Below are 20,968 nucleotides of genomic sequence, written 5' to 3'. Positions count from 1 at the left end.
ATGGTTTGGCAGGGTCTTGTTACAAGGTTGCAGTTAATATGTAAAGTTTATCACATACCAATCTGTTTCAAAATCCCAAAAGGATACAAAAAATAAAACATAGTGGAGGGATAAGGGCAGGGTTACCTTGTCCAGCTCCGCTTTAATCCGGATCTGGTATTTATTTCCCTTGATTAAGTCCTTTAATGGAATCACCCTGAGGTTGTCCACTTCGGTCATCCAGGATTTCGCCTCTTCAAATGATTTGGTTACAACGGGTTTTTCATCTTTCCAGGGTCGAGAAATAGAAAATTCTTCTTTCAGGGAATTGTATTTAACCGTGGATTTTATCTGGACATCGGCAATTTCTTTATCAAAAAAGGTGTTGCCTGTTTTATAAAGGGAAACATAAAAGGAAAAGGTTGTGGGAACACCATTTTGAACGGCCTGGTTGATTTTATCGGTAAATGCGTCTTGTACTTCAAAATACGTCAAAAGGTCATCGCGTGTGTTGGCAAGCTTTATATTGACAAGGCTGGCAGTGTTGTCGGCAAAGGTGCTCATGGGGATAAGAAGCGTGACCCAAATACTAAAAATAAAGGGGAGAAGATATCGTTTAGACTGCATCAAAAATTTCATGGTCAATTTGCCTATTCCATCCTTGCGGGTCCAGTTTCCCAGCAATCTTTATTTTCAAGAAAGGTTTTAATGAACAAATGATTCAGGGTATGCCCGGACTTATGGGTAATAATATGTCCCTGGATGGGCATGCCCAGAAGGGAAAAATCTCCCAGGCTATCCAGCAGTTTGTGCCGGACAAATTCATCGGGATAGCGCAACCCTTCTTCATTTAAAATTTTATCTTTATCAATAACGATGGCATTGTCAAGGCTTCCTCCTTTTCCAAGGGAAAATTTTCTTAAAAGCTCAAGGTCCTTGATAAATCCAAATGTCCTGGCGCGGCTGATCTCTTGCTCAAAATTATTCTTTGCCCGGTCATAGGTGATCTTTTGTTTGCCGATCAAGGGGTGGTCAAAGTCAATGGAGCAAGTTATTTTAAAACAGGGTTCCGGCAGAACCATTACCGATTTGTCCTGGTCTTGAACCTGAATGGGTCGTTTGACAATGATAAAGTGTTTGGGGGCATCTTGCTCAATGGTTCCGGCGGCTGTCAAGGCCCTTGTGAAATCCATAGCACTGCCGTCCATGATGGGCATTTCATAATCATCAACTTCCACCAGAGCATTATCGATGTCAAGGCCGGCAAAACTGGCCATGAGGTGTTCAATGGTGGAGACGATGGCACCATTGGTTCCCAGAACCGTTGCCAGGCTGGTATCCACCACCAGTTTGAAAAGGGCCTGAATGTCCTGGGTGCCGGGCAGGTCTACCCGTCGAAATTTGATGCCATGATTTTCCCTGGCCGGTTTGATGGTAATATTGGTTCGTTTGCCCGAATGAACCCCTGTGCCGGACAGGGCTACATTTTGGGCCAGTGTGATTTGTTTGTAATATTTTTCCATATTCCTTCGTTGATTTTAGAAGTTTTTTTAATATTTTGAGTAAATATAGCCGTTTTTAAACCACAAAGCAAATGAGAAAATTCTTTGGTTAATCCTAAAATTTTGATAGATATAAGTAATATTTATATTGTAAAGTTTAACCGGGTTCTTAATCCGGTTTTCCGGGGGTGGATGTGATTGCACGCGTAAATTCATGTGCGGTTTGTGGTATAGACGCCATGGTGGTGGAGGTGGAAGTGGATATCTCCTTTGGCCTGCCGGTTTTTAATATGGTGGGACTGGCTGAAATAGCTGTCCGGGAAAGCAAGGAACGGGTGCGCACTGCCATCAATAATTCCGGATATACCTTTCCCATGGATCGGGTGGTGATTAATCTGGCACCGGCAGACGTCAAAAAGGAGGGCACCGGACTGGACCTTCCCGTGGCGTTGGGGATACTTGCGGCATCTGGCCTGATTCCAAAGGAGACGCCCCTGGCCTGGCTGATTTCCGGGGAACTTTCTCTGGATGGAAGGGTAAAGCCTGTAAAAGGGGCTTTGCCCTATGCCCTGGCTGCCCGGGATGCTGGTTTTAGAGGGATCATTGTCCCAAGTGAAAATGCCGATGAAGCTGCCATGGTAAGCGATATAGAGGTGATTGCCGTCAGTCACCTGGCCCAGGTGGTAGACTTTTTTTCAGGCTTTTTACAAATTGCCCCCCATCAAGTGGATCCAAAGCAATTTGCCCGGCCATCTGATGTGTCCCGCCTGAAAGATTTTGCCGATGTCAGGGGCCAGGCCCATGTTAAAAGAGCTCTGGAGATTGCAGCAGCCGGTTTTCACCATGTACTGATGACAGGCCCCCCGGGATCCGGGAAGAGTATGCTGGCCAAGAGACTGGCCGGTATTTTACCGTTGCCGGTTTTTGAGGAGTCCATGGAAATCGCCCGGATTTATTCGGTAATGGGACTTGTGGGGAAAAATTTTGAAATGTTTGGAGCACGTCCTTTTCGATCTCCCCACCATACCATTTCAGATGCAGGCATGGTGGGAGGAGGTTCCAGGCCTACTCCGGGAGAAATCAGCCTGGCCCATCATGGGGTCCTTTTCCTGGATGAATTGCCGGAATTTAAGAAAAATGTGTTGGAAGTATTGCGCCAGCCCCTGGAAGATGGGCAGGTCAGCATTGCAAGGGCCGGGGTAAAGGCGACATACCCTTGTGTTTTCATGCTGGTGGCTGCCATGAATCCTTGTCCCTGCGGCAATTTTGGGAATCCATTGCAGGAATGTACCTGTGCCAAGCCTATGATCCAGCGGTACCGTTCTAAAATATCCGGCCCTCTTTTGGATCGCATTGACATTCAAATCGAGGTTCCCCAGGTGTCCTATGATGATCTGGCAAACAATACACCGGGTGAGTCTTCGGCTGATATTCGTATCCGGGTGGATGCGGCACGAAAAATTCAGATCGGCCGGTTTGAAAACCAGGGGGTTTTGTGCAATGCCAGGATGGGATCGGGCCTTGTGAACGAGACCTGTGTTCTTGAAAAGGATGCCCAATCTGTTCTTCATCAGGCCATGGACCGACTTGGATTTTCTGCCAGAACATTTAACAGTATCCTAAAGGTTGCCAGAACCATTGCAGATCTTGCCTGTGAAAAGAAAATTAGCCGCCGGCATGTTCTGGAAGCAATTCAATATAAAAGTTATGGCAGAAGTGATGCATCGGCTTTTTGAAATTGAGCGGGTAAAATTGGCCTGGGTGGTCTAAAAACAGGCGGTTTAAAATGGTACTGGTTTACAATCTGTTACAAACACTTATAATAGAAGTTGCCCTCTATTAGGAGCCCCCTGTTAACAGCAGGATAACCCCATAATTTTTTTAATAAAAAATACTGCGAAGAAAGAGATATGATAAAAAAAGATATTTTTAACAAGGATGTAAAAGCACAATTTAAAGCCGCTGCCAAGGACCGTATCTATCGGTTTGTCATGGCCGATGGCATGATAAAAGGAGCTGTGGTCCACACCACCCGGATGGTCAATGAAATGCGGGCTAACCACGAACTTGGGCCTTTGGAGACTTTGGTGCTGGGCCAGGCGTATATTGCGGTGGCGCTCATGTGTTCGAGCCTTAAGGGCAAGGACAGGGTCAGCTTCAATATCCGGTGTTCAGGACCTGTCCAGGGGCTGGATGTGGAAGCCAATACCTTTGGCGAGGTCAGAGGCTCTCTGAAAAATAGGGAAATTCGGGTGGAAGACCCTGGGCAGATTAAATCTTTATCCGCCTTGTTTGGCGCCGGATTTTTAACGGTAACCAAATATCTTGAGGATGCCAAAACCCCCTATTCAGGACAGATCGCCTTGGAGCACGGGAGCATTGCCGAGGATTTGGCCGCTTATTTTTTAAGGTCGGAGCAGATCCCGACCGGATTCAAGCTAAGTGTGGCGTTCAATGGAAAGGAAGAGGTGGAAGGCGCAGGCGGTATCTTTCTCCAGGCCATGCCGGGGGCCTTGCCCGAACAGGTCATTGAAGCGGAAAAAAGGATCCAGCAGATCCATTCTTTGGGCGAAGCCTTTGCAAAGGGGGCGTCACCTGAAGGCTTGATTGAAAAAGAATTTTCAAGCCTCTCTCCTCGCTTTCTGGATAGTTCCCGGGTGGAGTTTTTCTGCCGGTGCACTAGGAAAAGAATGGCAGATTATCTTAAAAACCTGCCCGCCCATGACAGGGATGAGATCATGGAAAATGGGCCCTTCCCTCTGGAGACCAGGTGCCATCATTGCAATTCCGTGTACCAGTTTTCCAAGGATGATATTTCCTCTTTTTAAACCCCATGTTCATGCTATAAGAGATGGACTCCAGGGGATTAAAAAAAGAAAAACTGTAAAAAACAAGAGTTTTCCTTGCAAAAAAATATAAATATATTATAAATATCGGTAGGGAAGTATAGCCATAAGATGGCTATAATAAAGCTAAGTATAAAATAGTCGTTAATCCATAAAAAAGGCAAAAATTATGTGTAATAGTTGTAATGAGCATTCCCACCATCATCATCACCCTGAGATTGTTCAGCTGATGCCCGTTCAAAATAATCTCTATGCGGTTTACAAGACAAAAAACCCTCCTGATTTTGCGGTCGAAACAGGGAAGGACGATATCAGTCTTGTTTCTGTGCTGTTCATGGGGCTGATCCGCCATGGAGAAAAAACCATGGTGGAAGGATTTTTTGCTTCCAGTTCCATTAACTCCTGTGAAGATGTGGAGGGATTTTCAGGGTATGCGTCTTCCCTTGAAAATGCAGAAAAATTGTACGCCTAGTCTAATGTAAAACGTCTCAAACCAAGGAGAACAAATGCATAAACTATTAAATGACAGCCCGGGTGAGAAAATCATGCTCCTGGGGAACGAAGCCATCGCAAGGGGTGCTGTTGAAGCTGGTGTGGCATTTGCCACCACCTATCCGGGTACCCCCTCTTCTGAAATCTCTTTGAATCTGTTTCAGATGTCCCAGGAATCCGATCTCTATTTTGAGTACAGCACCAATGAGAAGGTGGCCCTGGAAGTTGCCGCTGCTGCGGCTAATTCAGGTCTTCGAACCTTTTGCATGATGAAGCACGTGGGGCTGAATGTGGCGGCTGATCCCTTGATGACCCTGGCTTATGTGGGGGTTACCGGCGGCATGGTTATTTTAAGTGCAGATGATCCGGCCATGTTTTCCAGTCAGAATGAACAGGACAATCGGTATTATGCTAAGTTCGGCGGCATGCCCATGCTGGAACCTTCTTCGGTGGCAGAAGCCAAGGAGATGATTAAGGGTGCCTTTGAACTGTCAGAATCCTTGGGTCAGCCCGTGTTGTTGAGGACCACCACACGGATCAACCATTCCAATGCGTTTGTGACCCTTGGGGATATTCAAAAACCGGCCACCCAGGGTAAATTTATCCGGGATCCCCATCGGTGTGTCACGGTTCCGGCCGTCTCCCGTGGTCTCCATGCCAAACTTCTGGAAAAACTTGAAAAAGCTACTGGGATAGCCGAGTCTTCCTCCTTCAATTTTGTCCAGGGCAGCGGTAAATTTGGTATTATTACCAATGGGGTGAGTTTTCATTATGCCGAGGATGCGGTGAAAGATCTGGGCATTGAAGACAGGGTCCAGATTTTAAGACTGGGATTTACCAATCCTTTGCCTGAACAAATGATAAAAAAATTCCTGGGCGAGTGTGACAAGGTATTGGTCATTGAAGAGGGGGAACCCTTTATGGAAGAAGCGGTCAAAGCCTTTGGCCAGGAAGCTTCTATTGTTATTCCCATCAATGGTAAAGATAGAGGGGGCAAATCCAAAGGGGGCAAATCCAAGGACCTTTTCTCCCGCCTTTCCGAGTATGATCCGGCCATGGTCCGGGAAAAAATTGCCACCTATTTCGACATTGCCTATACCCCGGCAACAAAGATGGATACGGCCGATATTCCTGAAATTGCCATGCGTCCGCCCAATCTTTGTTCGGGCTGTTCCCACAGGGCCACCTTCTATGAAGTGAAACAGGCGGCCAAGGACATGGATGTCATCTGTCCCACGGATATCGGTTGCTATACCCTGGGGTTTATGCCTCCTTTGAGCATGGGTGATTTTGTCATCTGCATGGGATCTTCGGTCAGTACCTCCTGCGGATTCAGCAAGGCAACCGACCAGAAAGTGGTCTCATTTATCGGGGATTCCACCTTTTTCCATTCCGGTATCACAGGTCTTGTGAACGCGGTTTTCAACCGGCATAATTTCACCCTGGTCATCCTTGAAAATGACATCACGGCCATGACGGGCCACCAGCCCCATCCAGGTGTTGATATGGAGCGGTTCGGTATGGACACCTTTGGCCGGGTGAATATTGAGAAGCTGGTCCGGGCTTTAGGGGTGGAGCATGTCTCCATTATTAAACCCTTTAAGGTTCAAAAAAGTATCGATCTCATCAAGGAGGCTCTTGCATTTAAAGGGGTTTCCGTTATTATTTCCCAGGAGCCCTGTATCCTGTTTGCCAAGAGCATAGGCCTGAAAAAGGCCAGGCCCTTTATGGTAACCGACAAATGTACAGACCACAAAGAGTGTATTAACGGCATTGCCTGTCCTTCCTTTTATATTGAGAATGATCGGGTGAAGATCGATGCCGATACCTGTGTGGGATGTGCCCTTTGTGCCCAGATCTGTCCTGAAAATGCCATCAGGCCCTTGAAAAAATAACCCTAAAATAAGGATACCAAAAAGATATGGAAACAACCAGGCTTGTAATCGTAGCCGTTGGCGGACAAGGCAATCTTCTGGCTTCCAAGGTGCTGGGCGAAGCTGCCTTGATTTCAGGGGTGCCGGTACGAATGAGTGAGATTCACGGCATGGCCCAGCGGGGCGGTGTGGTGGAATCTGCCATTGTGTTCGGGGATGCCAAAAGCTCTATCATTTCAGACGGGGAGGCAGATATTCTCCTGGGTTTTGAACCGGCCGAAACCCTTCGCGCCATCAATCGGTGCAGCAAAAAAACCATGGTGATCACCAACACCGCCACCCTGCCGCCCTTTACCGTGGGCATTGGCAAAGGGAATTACCCTGAGGTGGAGGAGATCAAGACCCTGCTTGCGGCAAAAACCGCAGGACTCGTTGCCCTTGACGCCATGGCCCTTGCCAGGGAAGCCGGCAGTCCCATGAGTGTTAATATTGTTCTTTTGGGTGCCCTGATCCAGACCGGCGCCCTGGGGTTTACCAAGGAAAACGTGATTGAGGCCATCCGTCGCCGGACCAAACCGGCCTTTCTGGAAAAGAACCTGAAGGCTTTTGACTTGGGGATGGAAGCGGCAAAAACAAATTAATTGGCAAAGGCGCATCAACGCAGATGGTCAGGACAAAATTTAAGGGTGATCACTTAAAATGAACGAGGTAAAACCGCGGGTGTATGTGATAAACGGGCCGAATTTGAATATGCTGGGAAAAAGGGAGCCAGAGGTATATGGCTTCCTTTGCCTGGAGGAGATCAACCGGCAACTTGCCCTTGCGGCAAAGGATCTGGGTGTGGAAATTTCTTTTTTTCAGTCCAACCATGAAGGGGTGATACTGGACCGGATCCATGAAATTTTTGAAGAAAATCCTGCCGGCATTATTATTAACCCCTGCGCCCTGACCCATACCTCTGTGGCGTTGCGGGATGCATTGCTCCTATTGTCTTGTCCCATTGTGGAGGTCCATTTGTCCAATATCCATAAACGCGAGCCTTTTCGCCATAAATCCATGCTGGCGGATATTGTCACGGGCCAGCTGACCGGATTCGGTCATTACGGGTATCACATGGCCCTTAATGCCATTCATCAATTACTTAAACCCCCTGTGTGACATCATGTCAAAGGGGTTAATCCTTTGTGCCACTGAGTTTGAGATGGCCCGGTTTTTAGGCGAGCAGCCTCTGGTAAAAGGGAAAACCCCATCGGGCCTGACCCTGTATTCGGGTATTTTAGAAGATATCCCCTTTGATTGTATGATTTCAGGCCCCGGGGTCTTTAATACAGCCCATGCCTTGACCGTCTACCTGGAGCATACTCGCCCGACGCTTATCCTGGATACCGGAATCGCAGGGGCCTTTGCTTCTTTCGGATTTGGTGATGATGATGTGGAAGGGGTCCGCATTGGAGATATCGGTATTGCCGCCCGGGAGCAGTATATCCATGCCGTGGCGGGGTGCCATACCCCAGCGGCCGGTCTGCCATTTGACCTTATCAAAAACCAGCCCTTGACCCGCCAGGGGATCTATCCCTCAGACCCTGGATTGTTAGACCTTTACCATGGAATTTTTACCCGGGAGTTAGCAGGTCCCATTGCCCGGGGTGATTTTATAACGGTCTCCTCCATTACGGCCTCCCATCATCATGCCCAAAAAATTTATAATAGGTTTTTCCCAGCTATGGAAGCCATGGAAGGGGCAGCTGCCTTTCATGTGGCAGCCTTGTACGATGTGCCCGTCATCGAAATCCGGGCAGCTTCCAATTTTGTGGGGGAACGGGATAAGGATCGCTGGGATTTTCCTTTGGCCTGTGACCGGGTCAGGCAAATCTGCGAGATTGTCATTGCCAATGGATTCAAATTAGAATAAATCCTAAAATAAAGAAGGCTTCTTTGAAATAAGATAGTTTATCTGGAAGGGGTCCTTTCTTTTTAGCCTGAGGGATGCCGGCGTTAGAACCAAAGCAACACGGATCGTTCCGGATTCAGTGAGGGTGTCCAACGATATCTGTTCGGTAAAAATGGTGGCAATATCTCTTAGTGCCAGCCCCCCGCCAATGATTTTAACGGTTGAGGGATTAGCTGTGGCTTCCGTCATGACAAGGCCTTTGGGTAATTTTCCGCTCCATTGGGGCTGGACGGGGAGTTCTTTTTCAACCAGGGTGTCCAGGGTGATATCCAGCTCTGAAGGCTCAATGCTTTTGAGCCGTATTCCCGGTGGAAGCAGGACATTTTCTCTGGTGATGGTCAACTTGTTACTGCCGACCACAGATTGGGACAGGTTTAGTTTTATATTGATCTGTTCGGGCTTGATGGCATTGATTAAGGGTCTTGCCCCGCTGATCAACAGCTTCACACTGGAAGCTGAAGAGGAAATGATTTCCATTCGTTGATCCGGGTTTATAAATTCCACGGGAACCTTTTGTGTTGCCAGGGTTTCCATTCCTTTTGAAAAACTGAGCCATATCCCCGTGAAGCAGACAAGACATATCAAACCTGCGGCGACCAGTTCTATTGTCTGGCGTCGGATGCCTTTTGAGGTTGAATCGTCTCCTGCATCTTCCTTGAGTAATTTTCCAAGGGCCAGTCGGTTATGGATCGTATGGGTTTGATTCTCTTTGAACAGGGTGATCTCGCCCCGCTCTTCTGAGACAACAATGACCAGGGCATCTGTGCGCTCTGTTAATCCCGATGCCGCCCTGTGACGGGTCCCAAAAAAAGAGGGCAGTTCCTTGCTTTTTGACAAGGGAAGGATCACACCGGCACTGGTGATTCGCTCCCCCTGTATGATGGCTGCACCGTCGTGTAAGGGGGAACCGGGCCAGAAGATGCTCACCAGCATTTCCTGGGACAGCCTGCTCTGTATGGGGATACCGCCTTGCACCACACTGTCCAGACCCTGTTTTAAGGGCAGCACGATCAAGGCCCCAATTTTTTTCCTGGCCAGTTCAAAAACACTTTCAATAATAATATTTAAAGGCGTATTAAATTGATGTTGGGGGATCCCCCAAAAAAATGATTTCAGACTTTTGGTCTGGAGAACGCTGGAAATTTCATTTCTGAAAACAATGATGACAATGAGTGCTGCCACGGTAATTATACCCTGCATTGCCCAGTTTGTTATGATCAGCCCAAGGGAAACTGCGGTCTGGCTGACGGCCCAGAGGACGCAAATGGTCAGGAGAGCCCGGATCACATTGGTGCCCCTGAAAAGCACATAGAGCCGGAATGAAATATAGGTATTCAACAGGATATCCAATCCATCCTGCCAGCGAAATCCGGAAAATAAATCGAGAAGCGTTTCCATTGTTAATCAATCGACCATACTGAATCTTAGGGTTTGTATCAGGGAATCATCGGCAGCGTGTATCTCAACCCGCCAGGGTCCCTTGTCGGCTTCCCGGAGCTGCACCCTGCTGAAGGAGGACCATTTGGGAGGTGACAGGGTGAGGCGCATGGTGAAAATTAATTTATCTTTTTTATACCATCTGTGAAAAATATGGGTTTTTTTAATCACCGGATCAAAATTTGAAAAACAAAAAACTTCTCCCTGGGAGATTGAAAAGACCACTGCCGGGTTAAGGGGTTGAAAATTTTCAATGGCTTCACACATCACCGCCTGAACCAGAGTTGCATTTGATGGTTCAGCACTAAGGCCGTTTATAAAGATAAGCCCCAGACCAATAAAAAAGAGGAAAAGGGATATGGGTTTTTGGGTAAAGAATTGTTTCATGGCCCTCACTATAGTGCATCCTTTATTTTTTTCAAGATAAAAACAACAAAGAGTCTTAAACCCGACGGGAAATTTTGTCGGGGTTTTTGGGAGGCGTGATATAGTGATTTGAAGCGGGTCCATGATTCATCCCGCAGACTGAATAAATTCAAGAATCATGGGCCAGATTTCTTGCTTTGCATTTTGACTGGCAATGAGCCGGGGATGGGTATAATCTTCCTTATAACCGTTTTCTTTTGAACACAAAACAAAGGACTTTTCGATACTGCCCAGGGAATTGACCAGGGTTCGGCAGCCGTCGGGCGGCGCAATCTTGTCCTTTGCACCGGCAATGAAAAGGGCTGGGATCCGAATCTTTTTCATGGCCTTGTCATAATCAAACCCGTCTGTTCCCACCCATTTACCCGAGCGATTCCATCGGGACCACTGGGATAGAAAACCAGACACTTCGTCTTCGGGCCCCAATCCGGATAACGGCCCCGGAACTTTACCCACCAGGGTATCGATCACAGGCAGTATTCGGGTGATCAGTTTGCCTGTTATTGTTTTGCCAGCCCCTGTGGTTTGGGAGCCCAGGCCGGCAATAACCTGTATTTTTTCCTGGAGAAGGGGATTTCTTGCCATAACCATGAGGGGTAAAAAACCGCCGCCGCTGTGGGCGATCCAGCTGCATGTCCTATTGTTGGTTCTTTTCAGCACAGCTTGAATAACCCTTGGCACATCATGGCGGGCAAATCCTTCTGCATCAAGATACAATTGTCCGGATTCACTTCGCCCATGGCCGGTCCATTCATAAATCCAACAGTCAAACCCGGCTCTGTTGAGGAATGCTGCCAGATTTTTGCAGATCAAGGCATTGGAAAAGGTCCCATGGGTTAAAATAACCGGCGGGTATCTGTTGGATAGATTGGCATACCGGTACAAGGCGATTTGACTTTTTTTTTCACCCGGAATAAGGACAGGAGCGGGCAGATAATTTTTATGACTTTCAACCATTCAGGCAGACTCTCAATATACAAATATTATTAATATCACTTAGGCTGTATTTTACTGATGCCGTGACCTACTGATACCGTATCTGATTGAAGAGGGTGACCTATATTCCCTAATCTTGCAAGTATAGTTGTCAATCCTGATGGGGCCATGGTGCAGGTGGCAGGCCGCTAAAAATAATTTTAAATCGGGTCTATGGACAAAAATCAACCGTTACATCTTCTGCACCAATGGTCACGGTGGCTTTGGCTTTTTCCATGCGGCTGATGATCTTTCCTCGCCGGATAACAAATAGTCTGGCGGGACGAAGGCGGATCGCTTCCTGCTTGGAAGATGCCTGGAGGATCACCATGTCCGCATTGCACCCCGGTTCAAGACCGTAGTTTTCAAGATTCAATGTTTTTGCCCCGTTAACGGTGATTGCGTCAAATAAAGCGGCCTGCTGGTCAATGCCTGTCATGTGCAGGGCATGGGCGCCCATGTGGGCCACTTCCAGCATATCATGGGTTCCCATGGGGTACCAGGGGTCCATGACATCATCATGGCCGAGACTGACATTTATCCTTGCATCCAGAAGCTCTGGAACCCGCATGAGTCCTCTTCTTTTCGGGTAGGTATCATGACGTCCCTGGATACTCATATTTACAAGGGGATTGCAGATACAGTTCATCTTTGCCTCTGCCATGAGGGGCAAAAGTTTGGACACATAATAGTTGTCCATGGAATGCATGCTGGTGAGATGAGAGCCTGCCACGCGACCCTGGAGTCCCAGGCGCTGGGTCTCAAAGGTAAGGGCTTCAATGTGGCGGGAATGGGGGTCATCGGATTCATCACAATGCATGTCCACCATAAGGCCCCTTTGTTCCGCAAGTTCGCACAGGAGGCGAACCGACGTTTGTCCGTCTGCCATGGTTCTCTCAAAATGGGGGATACCCCCCACCACATCCACCCCCTTGTCCAAAGAGGAGGTTAGCGTTGCCATGCCGGTCGTTGACCGCAGAACACCATTCTGGGGAAAGGCCACCAGCTGGAGATCAATAAACTCTTTCATTTCATGGCGAAGTTCCAGGAGAACATCAACGGCCATAAGGCACGGGTCCGATGTGTCCACGTGGCTTCGAATGACAAGGTTGCCCTTTGCAATGGACCAGTGCAGCAGTTTTTTGGCTCTGGCCTTAATGGTTTCATGGGTAAGGGTGGGTTTGAGCTCTCCCCATATTTTTATGCCCTCCAGAAGGGTGCCGCTCTGGTTTAAGTGGGGCAGGCCCAGGGAAAGGGTGCCGTCCAGGTGGAGATGGCTGTCGACAAAGGGAGGGGTTACAAAATATCCTTCGGCGTCAATGGTTTGAAGGGTTTGGGTTTGAAGGGTCTTGGCGTCTATTTGCGGGGAGACCCCAAGGATTTTTCCCTCTTTGCAAGCGATTTGCATCAATTCTTTTTTGTTGTGGAGTCGTGCATTTATAACCAGCAGGTCCAACATGATTACCGCTCTCCTTTTCTAAATGGAATAAGCAAGGCTTTGGGGTAGGCTGCCTTTCGGGACATGATAATCAGGGCAATGATGGAAAAAATATAGGGCATCATGAGATAAAACTGATAGGGGATGGCCATGCCGGCTTGTTGCTGAACCCGCATCTGGATGGCATCAAAAGCGGCAAAAAGAAGACATCCGGCAAGGGCCTTAAAGGGTTTCCAGGAGGAGAACACCACAAGGGCGATGCAGATCCATCCCCGGCCGTTTACCATGCCGATATAATAGGCATCAAAGGCCGACATGGTCAAAAATGCCCCGCCAACAGCCATCATGGCGCTACCTGCACACACGGCAAGGGTTCGAAGATAAAAGACGGACAACCCTTGGGCTTCCACGGCCAGGGGGTTTTCACCCACCATGCGAAGGGCAAGACCCAATGGGGTTTTAAAGAGGATAAAGGCCACCATGATGATGGCGGCAAAGGCAAGGTAGGTCAGCGCCGTCTGGCTGAAAAGAATCTGTCCCAAAAAGGGAATATCTTTAAAAAAGGGGATATCCAGGGTTTGGAAGGGGATGATTTTGGGCGGAGTCGTCGCATGGGGCAGCAGCATCCTGAAAACATAGGCGCTCAGACTGCTGCCCAGCATGGTGATGCCAAGACCTGTTACATGCTGGGAAAGTCCCAGGTAAACCGTGAACAAAGAGTGAAGAAGGCCGAACAGGGCACCGACGAATGCGGCAAAAACAATCCCTCCCCATAGGCTTCCCCCCAGATACACCCACATCCAGCCTCCCATGCATCCTGCGGCCATGATGCCTTCGATCCCCAGGTTTACAACTCCAGCTCTTTCACAGACAAGTTCACCCAGAGTGCCAAATATAAGGGGGGTTGCCATTCGGATGCAGGCCATCCAGAAACCGGTTTCAAGAAAAAATCCCATTAAATCCATGGTGTTACCCCCTTTTTATCCGGTAGCGTGTGAAAAATACGGCAACGAGCACGGATAAAAGAGACACCGCAGTGGTCACATCGGCAATATAGTTTGAGATGTTAATGGCCCGGCTCATGGAATCGGCGCCTATATAGATAATGGCCACAAAAAGAGCAGAGGCAATCACCCCCAGGGGATGCAGGCCAGCCAGCATGGCCACCACAATACCGGTGTAGCCAAATCCAGGGGAAAGATCCGTGGTCAGATAGCCTTTTACCCCGCAAAGTTCACTGACGCCTGCCATTGCGGCAAGGCCACCGCTGATCAGCGCGGTGCGGACGATGGTTTTGTTCACCGGCATTCCTGCAAAGGTGCTGGCCTTTATGCTGGATCCCACCGCCCTTATTTCGAAACCCCAGGTGGTTTTTGCCATGAACCACCATACAAAAACACTAGATAAAACAGCAATGACAAAGCCCAGGTGAAACCGTGTCTTTGCCATGAGAATCGGCAGTATGGCCGAATCAAGAACCGGTTCTGACTGGGGCCACCCCATGGACATGGGATCCTTCCAGGGTCCGAAAACAAGCCAGTTCACAAATAAGAGAACCACAAAATTAAGCAGCAGGGTGGTGACCACTTCATCCACATTAAGGTGGGTTTTCAGGAAGGTGGGGACAAGGAGAAACAGTCCGCCGGCAAGGGCGCCTGCGAAAAAGAGATAGGGGATCATGACAAAGGGGGGAAGCATTTCTCCCCTTGTTCCCAAAAGAACGGCCACGCAGGCGCCAATGTAAAATTGTCCCTCTGCCCCGATATTCCACAGCTTTGCCCTGAAGGCAACCGCTGCAGCAAGGCCGGTAAAGATGAGGGGGGTTGCCCGTGTGAGGGTCTCACTTACTGCAAATTTAGAGCCCAGGGCGCCCTGTATCATGAGCATCCATCCGTCAATGGGGGAGGCGCCTCCCCAGATGATCAGAACAGAGCAGATGGCCATGGAAACCCCTACGGCAATAAAAAGGGCTGCTGTCAGCCTCACCACGGAGATATTTTCACGAACTTCAAGTCTCATTTATTTTCTTTTCTCCATTATGGGCGCTAAACTGGCCGGACATGATGAGCCCCAGCTTTGCCCGGTCAACCCTATCCACATCCTGTGGATCTGATAGTCTTCCACGGTACATGACCTGGATTTGGTCTGCCACCTGGAAAAGTTCATCCAGATCCTCGGAGATAAGAATGATACCGGCACCTTGTTCGGCTGCTTTCATAAGCTGTGTGTGGACATAGGCGGCAGCTCCCACATCCAGTCCCCAGGTGGGTTGATTGGCAAGAATTATTCTGGGAGATCCGGAAAGCTCTCTTGCCAGTATCAGTTTTTGCATATTGCCGCCGGAAAGTTTTTGAACCGGTATATCTATGTTAGGACAGCGCACATCAAACTTTTTGACCAGTTTTTTTGCCCGGGTTGCCATGGCCTTAAATTGTAAAAAGCCTCGTTTTGAAAAGGGATGCCCCCCATAGGTATCACTGGTAATGTTTTCCATGACGGTCATGTCACAGATAAGACCGGTCCCGTTTCGATCATCGGGGATCCGTCCCACCCCCGCTTGAATCATTCGCCGGGGGCTTATGTTTTTAAGTTCTTTTGAATCAAGAAAAATTTTGCCTTCATAGGTATTGATGAGTCCTGAGATTATATCGGCAAGTTGTGACTGTCCATTTCCTGAAACACCGGCAATACCGATGATCACATTGGATCGAAGGCTAAGGTTGAGATCTTTTATGGATTTTTCCTCGCCGTTTCCTTCATTAACCAGGGTAATTCCCCTCAAAACGAGCACCTCGTTGCCCGGGAGCTGTCTTTGCCGGATCGTCTGGGGTATTTCAACGCCCACCATGGCCTTTGCAAGGGCGTTGGGGTTTGTATCTTTTGTCAGAGATTCAAACACAACCCGGCCCTGGCGCAGCACAATGCACCGGTGGCTGGCCGCCATTACTTCCCGCATCTTGTGGGTAATAAAGATAACACTCAGCCCTTCTTTTACCAGCTGGGCGATTGTCTCAAAAAGTTTGTCTGATTCCTGGGGGGTCAGCACCGCAGTGGGTTCGTCAAGGATGAGTATCTTTGCATCCCGGTAAAGCACCTTTAAGATCTCAACCCGCTGCTGCTCTCCCACGGAAAGGTCCTTAACCAGCGCTTTGGGATTAATGGTCAGCCCGAAGCGTTCCATGAGCCGGTTAAGTTTTTTCTCGGCTCCCCTGCGGTTGCTTTTAAAGGCTGCAAGGGACTCGGTACCCAGCATGATATTATCCAGAACACTCATATTGTCGGCAAGGGTAAAGTGTTGATGCACCATGCCCACGCCTGCTTCCAGGGCAGCCCGGGGAGAACCCGGGGTAAGGTTTTTTCCAAACACCTCAATTGTTCCGTCATCGGCAACATAGTGGCCAAATAATATGGACATCAGGGTGGTCTTTCCGGCACCATTTTCACCCAGAAGTGCAATAATCTCACCCTTTTCCAGGGAAAAAGAGATGTTTTCATTGGCAACAACTGAACCGAATTGTTTGGTGATGCCGGATAATTTAAGTATGGCGTGTGTCATGGGAAAATGAAACATGTGGTCCCTGGCAGGGGACCACAGTTCTTTATATTTCTTTTATGTTTAGAAGGTTGATTTGGGCTCTTCATCGTTGATCTTGACGGCAAGTGAACCTTGTTTAATGGCCTCTTGGGCTTCCATAACTTTAACTTTGATCTCAGCGGGTATTCTAGTTTCAAATTCGTAGAAGGGAGACAGGGAGGCACCGCCTTTGCCCATCATGGTCCATTCTTTGTAATCCTGGGCGGTAAATTTGCCCTGCTTGACAAGGGAAATTGCTTCATTCACAGCGCTGTCCATATTCCATAGCGCAGATGCTACAACGATATCCGTTCCATTCTCTTCTTTGTTCATATCATTTACATTACCAAAGGCAAGGATTCCCTTTTCCCGGGCCGCATCCACAACGCCGGCCCGTTCTGCATAGAGGATATCAACCCCGGACTCCACCTGGGCATAGGCAAATTCCTTTGCCTTTGGCGGATCATACCAGGCGCCGATGAAAGAAACTTTGAACTTAACCGCAGGGTTGATTGATTTTGCCCCTGCCATGAAGGCATTGAACAGCCGGTTCACCTCACCAATGGGATATCCGCCCACCATTCCGATTTTATTTGTCCGGGTCATCTTGCCTGCGATCATGCCCATGAGGTAACAAGGCTCATGGATATAGTTGTCAAAGACCGAGAGATTGGGGTCGGAAGGTCCAAAGGTATCTCCCATTAGATAGGCCACTTTCGGGTAGTCCTTTGCCACTTTTCTGACATCACGGGAGATGCCGAATGCCTCGCCTACAATCAGGTTGACGCCCTTTTCAGAATATTCCCGAAGCACCCGGATATAATCTGTGTTGGACACTTTTTCCGAATACACATATTCGATTTTTCCTTCATCGGCAGCCTTTTGGAGAGCCTTGTGAAGACACGCATCCCATTTTTGCTGGATGGGCTGGGTATAGATACCGGCAACCTTAATCTTTTGTGAGGCAAAGGCACTTGCCCCAAAAAGAGTCACACCCAAAAGCAGGATGCTGGCAACAATAGATAAGCGTTTCATAAATGATCCTTTTTAAAAAATAGTGGTTAATAAAAAAATAGGTTATTTGGTTTTGATGGAGCGTTCATTCTCGTTGTATTTAAATTATATGAAAGCAAGAAAGAGACCACCTGAACCAAAGTTGATTTTGTGAGCGGAAACTACCATGTTACGGATCAAAATACAACCAAAGCAAATTGATAATAGAAACGGAAAATAACTATTTTGTAAGTTTAAGGGAGGGAAAATAACTTTTTTGTAAAACAGTGGGATTAAAAGAAGGGGATTGACGGCCTGGACTGAATTCTGAAATTTCTTTACACGGATATGAAAATATTGGTACTTGTAAAATGAAGGCAGGCTAAGCAATTGCAACAGGCAAGGCCCAACAAAATTAATCTTAATAAATGAGGAAGGGAATCACCATGGGCGGTTTTTTCGGATGTGTAGCAACCAAACCATGTAATAAGGAACTTTTTTACGGAACTGATTATTTATCCCATTTGGGAACCAAGCGGGGGGGACTTGCCACAGTTGGGAAGGATGGGTTCCAACGGTCGATTCACAGCCTTGAAAATGCCTATTTCAGGTCAAAATTTGAAGCGGATATTGATGGCTTGACCGGTCACATGGGGATTGGGGTCATCTCGGATACGGATTCCCAACCCATTATTCTCCATTCCCATTTGGGAACATTTGGCCTGGTGATGGTGGGGAGAATTGCTAATCTGGAAGAGCTGGCCAAAAAGGCCTTTGACCGGAATGTCCATTTTTCGGAAACAAGCCAGGGAGATATCAATCCCACAGAGCTTGTGGCCGCCCTGATCTGTGAAGCCCCTTCCTTTGAAGAGGGTATCAAAAATGCCCAGGATAATATTATGGGGTCCTGCTCCATGCTGGTGTTGACAAAATCGGGCATTTTTGCTGCTCGGGACCGCCTTGGCAGAACCCCCATTGTTATTGGGAAACGGGAGAATTCTTTTGCGGCCAGTTCTGAATCCAGTGCATTTTCGAATCTGGGGTTTGAGGTGGACTATTATCTGGGACCTGGTGAAATTATCCTGATGACCCCCGAGGGGAGGGAAACAGTTCAGGCACCCGGGGAAAAAATGCAGGTTTGCTCTTTTCTATGGGTTTATTACGGATACCCGGTTTCCTCTTATGAAGGCATCAACACGGAGCAGGTCCGGTATAATTGCGGTGCGGCCCTGGCCCGGAACGAGACGGAAACGGTTGATCTTGTGGCGGGTATTCCTGATTCCGGTATTGGTCATGCCATTGGATTTGCCAATGAGAGTAAATTGCCCTATATGCGGCCCTATGTGAAATATACGCCTACCTGGCCCAGGAGTTTCATGCCACAGAACCAGTCCATGCGAGATCTTGTGGCCCGGATGAAGCTTATTCCCATCAGGGAGATTATCCAGGACCGTCGGATTCTCTTTTGTGACGATTCCGTGGTCCGGGGAACCCAGCTACAGGATAATACCCAAATCCTCTACGAATACGGGGCAAAAGAAGTTCACATGCGTATTGCCTGCCCCTGCCTGATTCATCCCTGTGAGTTTTTAAATTTTTCAACTTCCCGATCCACCCTGGACCTGGCCGGGCGTAAGGCCATTTACGGAATAGAAGGGACCGAAGATATCGATTTGACCGAATATGCTGTTGACGGATCTGAAAAACACCGGGCCATGGTGGCCTACATTGGGGAACGCTTGGGGTTGACCAGTCTCCGGTATCAGAAACTGGAAGACCTGGTGGCGGCCATAGGGCTTCCCAAGGAAAAATTGTGCACCCATTGCTGGGATAAATCCAGTTATTATTAAGGTGGAAGAAGGATGACCCTTCTGTTTTTTGATGCCCATTGCCATCTCCATGATGAAAGGATTTACACGGACCTGTCCAATATTGTGGCCCGGGCCCAAGAAGTCGGGGTTCGCCATATGGTTTCCTGTGCCACCAGGCCGCAAAATTTTGACCGGACAGCGGCGCTGGCTTGCACCCATGGGCAGGTAATTCCCTGTTTTGGCATCCATCCCTGGTTTGTTGACACGCTGCCTGAAAACTGGCAGCAGTGGCTTGAAACCTTTTTGACTGCCCATCGATCGGGTATCGGTGAAACCGGGTTGGATTTTATGGACAAGAGGGCGGACCAGGATCTTCAGATCCGGGTTTTTTCCCATCACCTGGCCCTGGCAAGGGAACTTGAAAGACCTATAAATATTCATATCCGCAAGGCCTGGGATACCTTTATCCATCTGCTGAAAAAATTTGGCCCCTTAAAATCGTCTGGTCTGATTCATTCCTATTCCGGATCGGCAGACATGATTCCCTTGTTTGAACGATACAATTTGTATATTTCTTTTTCAGGGTCTGTGACCCGGCCCAATGCCAAAAAGGTGGTCAGGGCTTTGGGGGCAGTCTCAAGCCAGAGGCTTGTGATTGAGACCGATGCTCCGGATATCTATCCGAGCCTTTCAGATCCTCCGGGAAACACATTAAATGAACCCAAAAATTTGCCGGCCATTGCACAAATTGCTGCCCGAAGAGTGAATATGGGGTTTGAAGAATTTGCAGCCCAAGCCTATCATAACAGCTTAACCCTGTTTAGACCTATTTTGCCCCAAAAAATTGCCCAAAAGGAGATATAAAGAAATCCCATGAATCAGTTTGTCCGCACAGAACAGTTGTTGGGCCAGGCAGCCCTGGAGAAAATTAAAAAAGCCCGGGTGGCTGTATTTGGTTTGGGGGCGGTGGGGTCATTTGCCACCGAAGCCCTGGCAAGGTCAGGGGTAGGGTCTTTGCGTCTGGTGGATTTTGACCGGGTGGACGCCTCCAATATCAACCGCCAGCTCTATGCCCTGCATTCCACCATCGGCCGGGAAAAAGCCAGGCTTGCCCAGGCGAGGGTTTTGGATATCAATCCCCTTTGTGAGGTGGATATCCACGACACCTTTGTCAATGCCGACAGTTTAATTGATCTTTTATCCCGGGATATTGATGTGGTGGTGGATGCCATTGACGGGCTTAATTCAAAGGTCAACCTGATTTTTGGCGCTGTCACCATGGGGGTGCCCGTGGTTTCGAGCATGGGGGCCGCAGGAAAGATGGATATCTCCATGATCAAAACAGGGGACCTCGCCCAGACCTGTGTCTGCCCACTGGCCCGGGTGGTGCGCCAGCGGCTTCATCGCCGGGGAGTCTATGAAGGGGTTACCTGCGTTTATTCCATTGAAAAGGCCTTGAACAAATTGCCCTGCCCGCAGGAAGATGCAGTGGATGCCCTTGCAAGTCATGGCCGGCCCCGGCCTCCCATTGGCACCATTCCCTGGGTGCCAGGGGTCTTTGGTCTTAACATGGCAGCCGAGGCCATTAAAATTATCACCCGGATATGATCGGATTTAATATTTAAAATCAATATGAATATTATAAAGGGACTTGATAAAGGGAATATCCA

The 20,968-nt window shown here is 48.4% G+C and carries 20 protein-coding genes; 10 read left to right on the top strand and 10 right to left on the bottom strand.

The window, feature by feature from the left end; genetic code table 11:
* Positions 1–33: 33 nt before the first annotated feature.
* Both ACZ45G_RS23425 and lpxC read right to left on the bottom strand, forming a co-directional pair.
* Complete coding sequence (locus ACZ45G_RS23425) at positions 34–618, bottom strand: DUF4390 domain-containing protein (RefSeq protein WP_464172933.1); 585 nt, start codon at positions 616–618, stop codon at positions 34–36.
* Positions 619–629: 11 nt separating this feature from the next.
* Positions 630–1,502, bottom strand: coding sequence for a UDP-3-O-acyl-N-acetylglucosamine deacetylase (lpxC, locus tag ACZ45G_RS23420; RefSeq protein ID WP_464172932.1), 873 nt, complete (start codon positions 1,500–1,502; stop codon positions 630–632).
* A gap of 173 nt (positions 1,503–1,675) precedes the next feature.
* On the opposite strand from lpxC, the gene ACZ45G_RS23415 reads away from it, so the two are divergent.
* From ACZ45G_RS23415 to ACZ45G_RS23385, 7 genes are all read left to right on the top strand, one after another.
* Positions 1,676–3,217: a YifB family Mg chelatase-like AAA ATPase gene (locus ACZ45G_RS23415; RefSeq protein WP_464172931.1), complete on the top strand. Its 1,542-nt coding sequence runs from the start codon at positions 1,676–1,678 to the stop codon at positions 3,215–3,217.
* A gap of 174 nt (positions 3,218–3,391) precedes the next feature.
* Positions 3,392–4,309, top strand: coding sequence for an Hsp33 family molecular chaperone HslO (locus ACZ45G_RS23410; protein WP_464172930.1), 918 nt, complete (start codon positions 3,392–3,394; stop codon positions 4,307–4,309).
* A gap of 187 nt (positions 4,310–4,496) precedes the next feature.
* Positions 4,497–4,799, top strand: a complete 303-nt coding sequence (locus ACZ45G_RS23405; protein ID WP_464172929.1) for a hypothetical protein — start codon at positions 4,497–4,499, stop codon at positions 4,797–4,799.
* A 34-nt stretch (positions 4,800–4,833) separates the two neighbouring features.
* Positions 4,834–6,714, top strand: a complete 1,881-nt coding sequence (gene iorA / locus ACZ45G_RS23400) for an indolepyruvate ferredoxin oxidoreductase subunit alpha (RefSeq protein ID WP_464172928.1) — start codon at positions 4,834–4,836, stop codon at positions 6,712–6,714.
* A 26-nt stretch (positions 6,715–6,740) separates the two neighbouring features.
* Positions 6,741–7,334, top strand: a complete 594-nt coding sequence (locus tag ACZ45G_RS23395) for an indolepyruvate oxidoreductase subunit beta (RefSeq protein WP_464172927.1) — start codon at positions 6,741–6,743, stop codon at positions 7,332–7,334.
* Between the two features lie 58 nt (positions 7,335–7,392).
* Positions 7,393–7,851, top strand: a complete 459-nt coding sequence (aroQ, locus tag ACZ45G_RS23390; RefSeq protein ID WP_464172926.1) for a type II 3-dehydroquinate dehydratase — start codon at positions 7,393–7,395, stop codon at positions 7,849–7,851.
* Positions 7,852–7,855: 4 nt separating this feature from the next.
* The gene (locus ACZ45G_RS23385) at positions 7,856–8,605 is read left to right on the top strand and encodes a phosphorylase family protein (RefSeq protein ID WP_464172925.1); all 750 of its coding nucleotides are present in this window, start codon (positions 7,856–7,858) and stop codon (positions 8,603–8,605) included.
* A 3-nt stretch (positions 8,606–8,608) separates the two neighbouring features.
* Here the strand turns inward: ACZ45G_RS23385 and ACZ45G_RS23380 are convergent, their stop codons facing one another.
* From ACZ45G_RS23380 to ACZ45G_RS23345, 8 genes are all read right to left on the bottom strand, one after another.
* Positions 8,609–10,042: a diadenylate cyclase gene (locus ACZ45G_RS23380; protein WP_464172924.1), complete on the bottom strand. Its 1,434-nt coding sequence runs from the start codon at positions 10,040–10,042 to the stop codon at positions 8,609–8,611.
* A 6-nt stretch (positions 10,043–10,048) separates the two neighbouring features.
* Complete coding sequence (locus ACZ45G_RS23375) at positions 10,049–10,591, bottom strand: DUF2914 domain-containing protein (RefSeq protein WP_464172923.1); 543 nt, start codon at positions 10,589–10,591, stop codon at positions 10,049–10,051.
* A 3-nt stretch (positions 10,592–10,594) separates the two neighbouring features.
* Positions 10,595–11,464: an alpha/beta fold hydrolase gene (locus tag ACZ45G_RS23370; protein ID WP_464172922.1), complete on the bottom strand. Its 870-nt coding sequence runs from the start codon at positions 11,462–11,464 to the stop codon at positions 10,595–10,597.
* A 190-nt stretch (positions 11,465–11,654) separates the two neighbouring features.
* Positions 11,655–12,941: a cytosine deaminase gene (locus ACZ45G_RS23365; RefSeq protein WP_464172921.1), complete on the bottom strand. Its 1,287-nt coding sequence runs from the start codon at positions 12,939–12,941 to the stop codon at positions 11,655–11,657.
* Positions 12,942–12,943: 2 nt separating this feature from the next.
* Positions 12,944–13,885, bottom strand: coding sequence for an ABC transporter permease (locus ACZ45G_RS23360; RefSeq protein ID WP_464172920.1), 942 nt, complete (start codon positions 13,883–13,885; stop codon positions 12,944–12,946).
* A 4-nt stretch (positions 13,886–13,889) separates the two neighbouring features.
* A complete protein-coding gene (locus tag ACZ45G_RS23355) occupies positions 13,890–14,939 on the bottom strand; it encodes an ABC transporter permease (RefSeq protein WP_464172919.1) in 1,050 nt (349 codons plus the stop codon).
* Positions 14,929–16,491: an ABC transporter ATP-binding protein gene (locus tag ACZ45G_RS23350; protein ID WP_464172918.1), complete on the bottom strand. Its 1,563-nt coding sequence runs from the start codon at positions 16,489–16,491 to the stop codon at positions 14,929–14,931. Before ACZ45G_RS23350 ends, ACZ45G_RS23355 begins: the two co-directional genes overlap by 11 nt.
* A 45-nt stretch (positions 16,492–16,536) precedes the next feature.
* A complete protein-coding gene (locus tag ACZ45G_RS23345; protein WP_464172917.1) occupies positions 16,537–17,529 on the bottom strand; it encodes a BMP family protein in 993 nt (330 codons plus the stop codon).
* Positions 17,530–17,933: 404 nt separating this feature from the next.
* Here ACZ45G_RS23345 and ACZ45G_RS23340 point away from each other — a divergent pair, with 404 nt between their 5' ends.
* Genes ACZ45G_RS23340 through ACZ45G_RS23330 form a run of 3 tightly spaced genes read left to right on the top strand, consistent with a single transcriptional unit; the run spans position 17,934 to position 20,906 of the window.
* Entirely contained in the window at positions 17,934–19,337 is a 1,404-nt protein-coding gene (locus ACZ45G_RS23340; protein ID WP_464172915.1) for an amidophosphoribosyltransferase, read from the top strand.
* A gap of 12 nt (positions 19,338–19,349) precedes the next feature.
* Positions 19,350–20,162 carry a TatD family hydrolase gene (locus ACZ45G_RS23335; protein WP_464172914.1) on the top strand — a complete coding sequence of 271 codons (813 nt, stop codon included), beginning with the start codon at positions 19,350–19,352 and terminating at the stop codon, positions 20,160–20,162.
* 9 nt (positions 20,163–20,171) lie between these two features.
* Positions 20,172–20,906, top strand: a complete 735-nt coding sequence (locus tag ACZ45G_RS23330; protein WP_464172913.1) for a tRNA threonylcarbamoyladenosine dehydratase — start codon at positions 20,172–20,174, stop codon at positions 20,904–20,906.
* Positions 20,907–20,968: the final 62 nt, after the last annotated feature.

Source organism: Desulfoconvexum algidum (assembly GCF_055382125.1).
This window is presented reverse-complemented; position numbering and strand designations above follow the sequence as displayed.

Coding starts and splice junctions, on each gene's coding strand:
- ACZ45G_RS23425 (WP_464172933.1), bottom strand. CDS start 618: ATGAAATTTTTGATGCAGTCTAAACGATATCTTCTCCCCTTTATTTTT.
- lpxC (WP_464172932.1), bottom strand. CDS start 1,502: ATGGAAAAATATTACAAACAAATCACACTGGCCCAAAATGTAGCCCTG.
- ACZ45G_RS23410 (WP_464172930.1), top strand. CDS start 3,392: ATGATAAAAAAAGATATTTTTAACAAGGATGTAAAAGCACAATTTAAA.
- ACZ45G_RS23405 (WP_464172929.1), top strand. CDS start 4,497: ATGTGTAATAGTTGTAATGAGCATTCCCACCATCATCATCACCCTGAG.
- iorA (WP_464172928.1), top strand. CDS start 4,834: ATGCATAAACTATTAAATGACAGCCCGGGTGAGAAAATCATGCTCCTG.
- ACZ45G_RS23395 (WP_464172927.1), top strand. CDS start 6,741: ATGGAAACAACCAGGCTTGTAATCGTAGCCGTTGGCGGACAAGGCAAT.
- aroQ (WP_464172926.1), top strand. CDS start 7,393: ATGAACGAGGTAAAACCGCGGGTGTATGTGATAAACGGGCCGAATTTG.
- ACZ45G_RS23385 (WP_464172925.1), top strand. CDS start 7,856: ATGTCAAAGGGGTTAATCCTTTGTGCCACTGAGTTTGAGATGGCCCGG.
- ACZ45G_RS23380 (WP_464172924.1), bottom strand. CDS start 10,042: ATGGAAACGCTTCTCGATTTATTTTCCGGATTTCGCTGGCAGGATGGA.
- ACZ45G_RS23375 (WP_464172923.1), bottom strand. CDS start 10,591: ATGGACCCGCTTCAAATCACTATATCACGCCTCCCAAAAACCCCGACA.
- ACZ45G_RS23370 (WP_464172922.1), bottom strand. CDS start 11,464: ATGGTTGAAAGTCATAAAAATTATCTGCCCGCTCCTGTCCTTATTCCG.
- ACZ45G_RS23365 (WP_464172921.1), bottom strand. CDS start 12,941: ATGTTGGACCTGCTGGTTATAAATGCACGACTCCACAACAAAAAAGAA.
- ACZ45G_RS23360 (WP_464172920.1), bottom strand. CDS start 13,885: ATGGATTTAATGGGATTTTTTCTTGAAACCGGTTTCTGGATGGCCTGC.
- ACZ45G_RS23355 (WP_464172919.1), bottom strand. CDS start 14,939: ATGAGACTTGAAGTTCGTGAAAATATCTCCGTGGTGAGGCTGACAGCA.
- ACZ45G_RS23350 (WP_464172918.1), bottom strand. CDS start 16,491: ATGTTTCATTTTCCCATGACACACGCCATACTTAAATTATCCGGCATC.
- ACZ45G_RS23345 (WP_464172917.1), bottom strand. CDS start 17,529: ATGAAACGCTTATCTATTGTTGCCAGCATCCTGCTTTTGGGTGTGACT.
- ACZ45G_RS23340 (WP_464172915.1), top strand. CDS start 17,934: ATGGGCGGTTTTTTCGGATGTGTAGCAACCAAACCATGTAATAAGGAA.
- ACZ45G_RS23335 (WP_464172914.1), top strand. CDS start 19,350: ATGACCCTTCTGTTTTTTGATGCCCATTGCCATCTCCATGATGAAAGG.
- ACZ45G_RS23330 (WP_464172913.1), top strand. CDS start 20,172: ATGAATCAGTTTGTCCGCACAGAACAGTTGTTGGGCCAGGCAGCCCTG.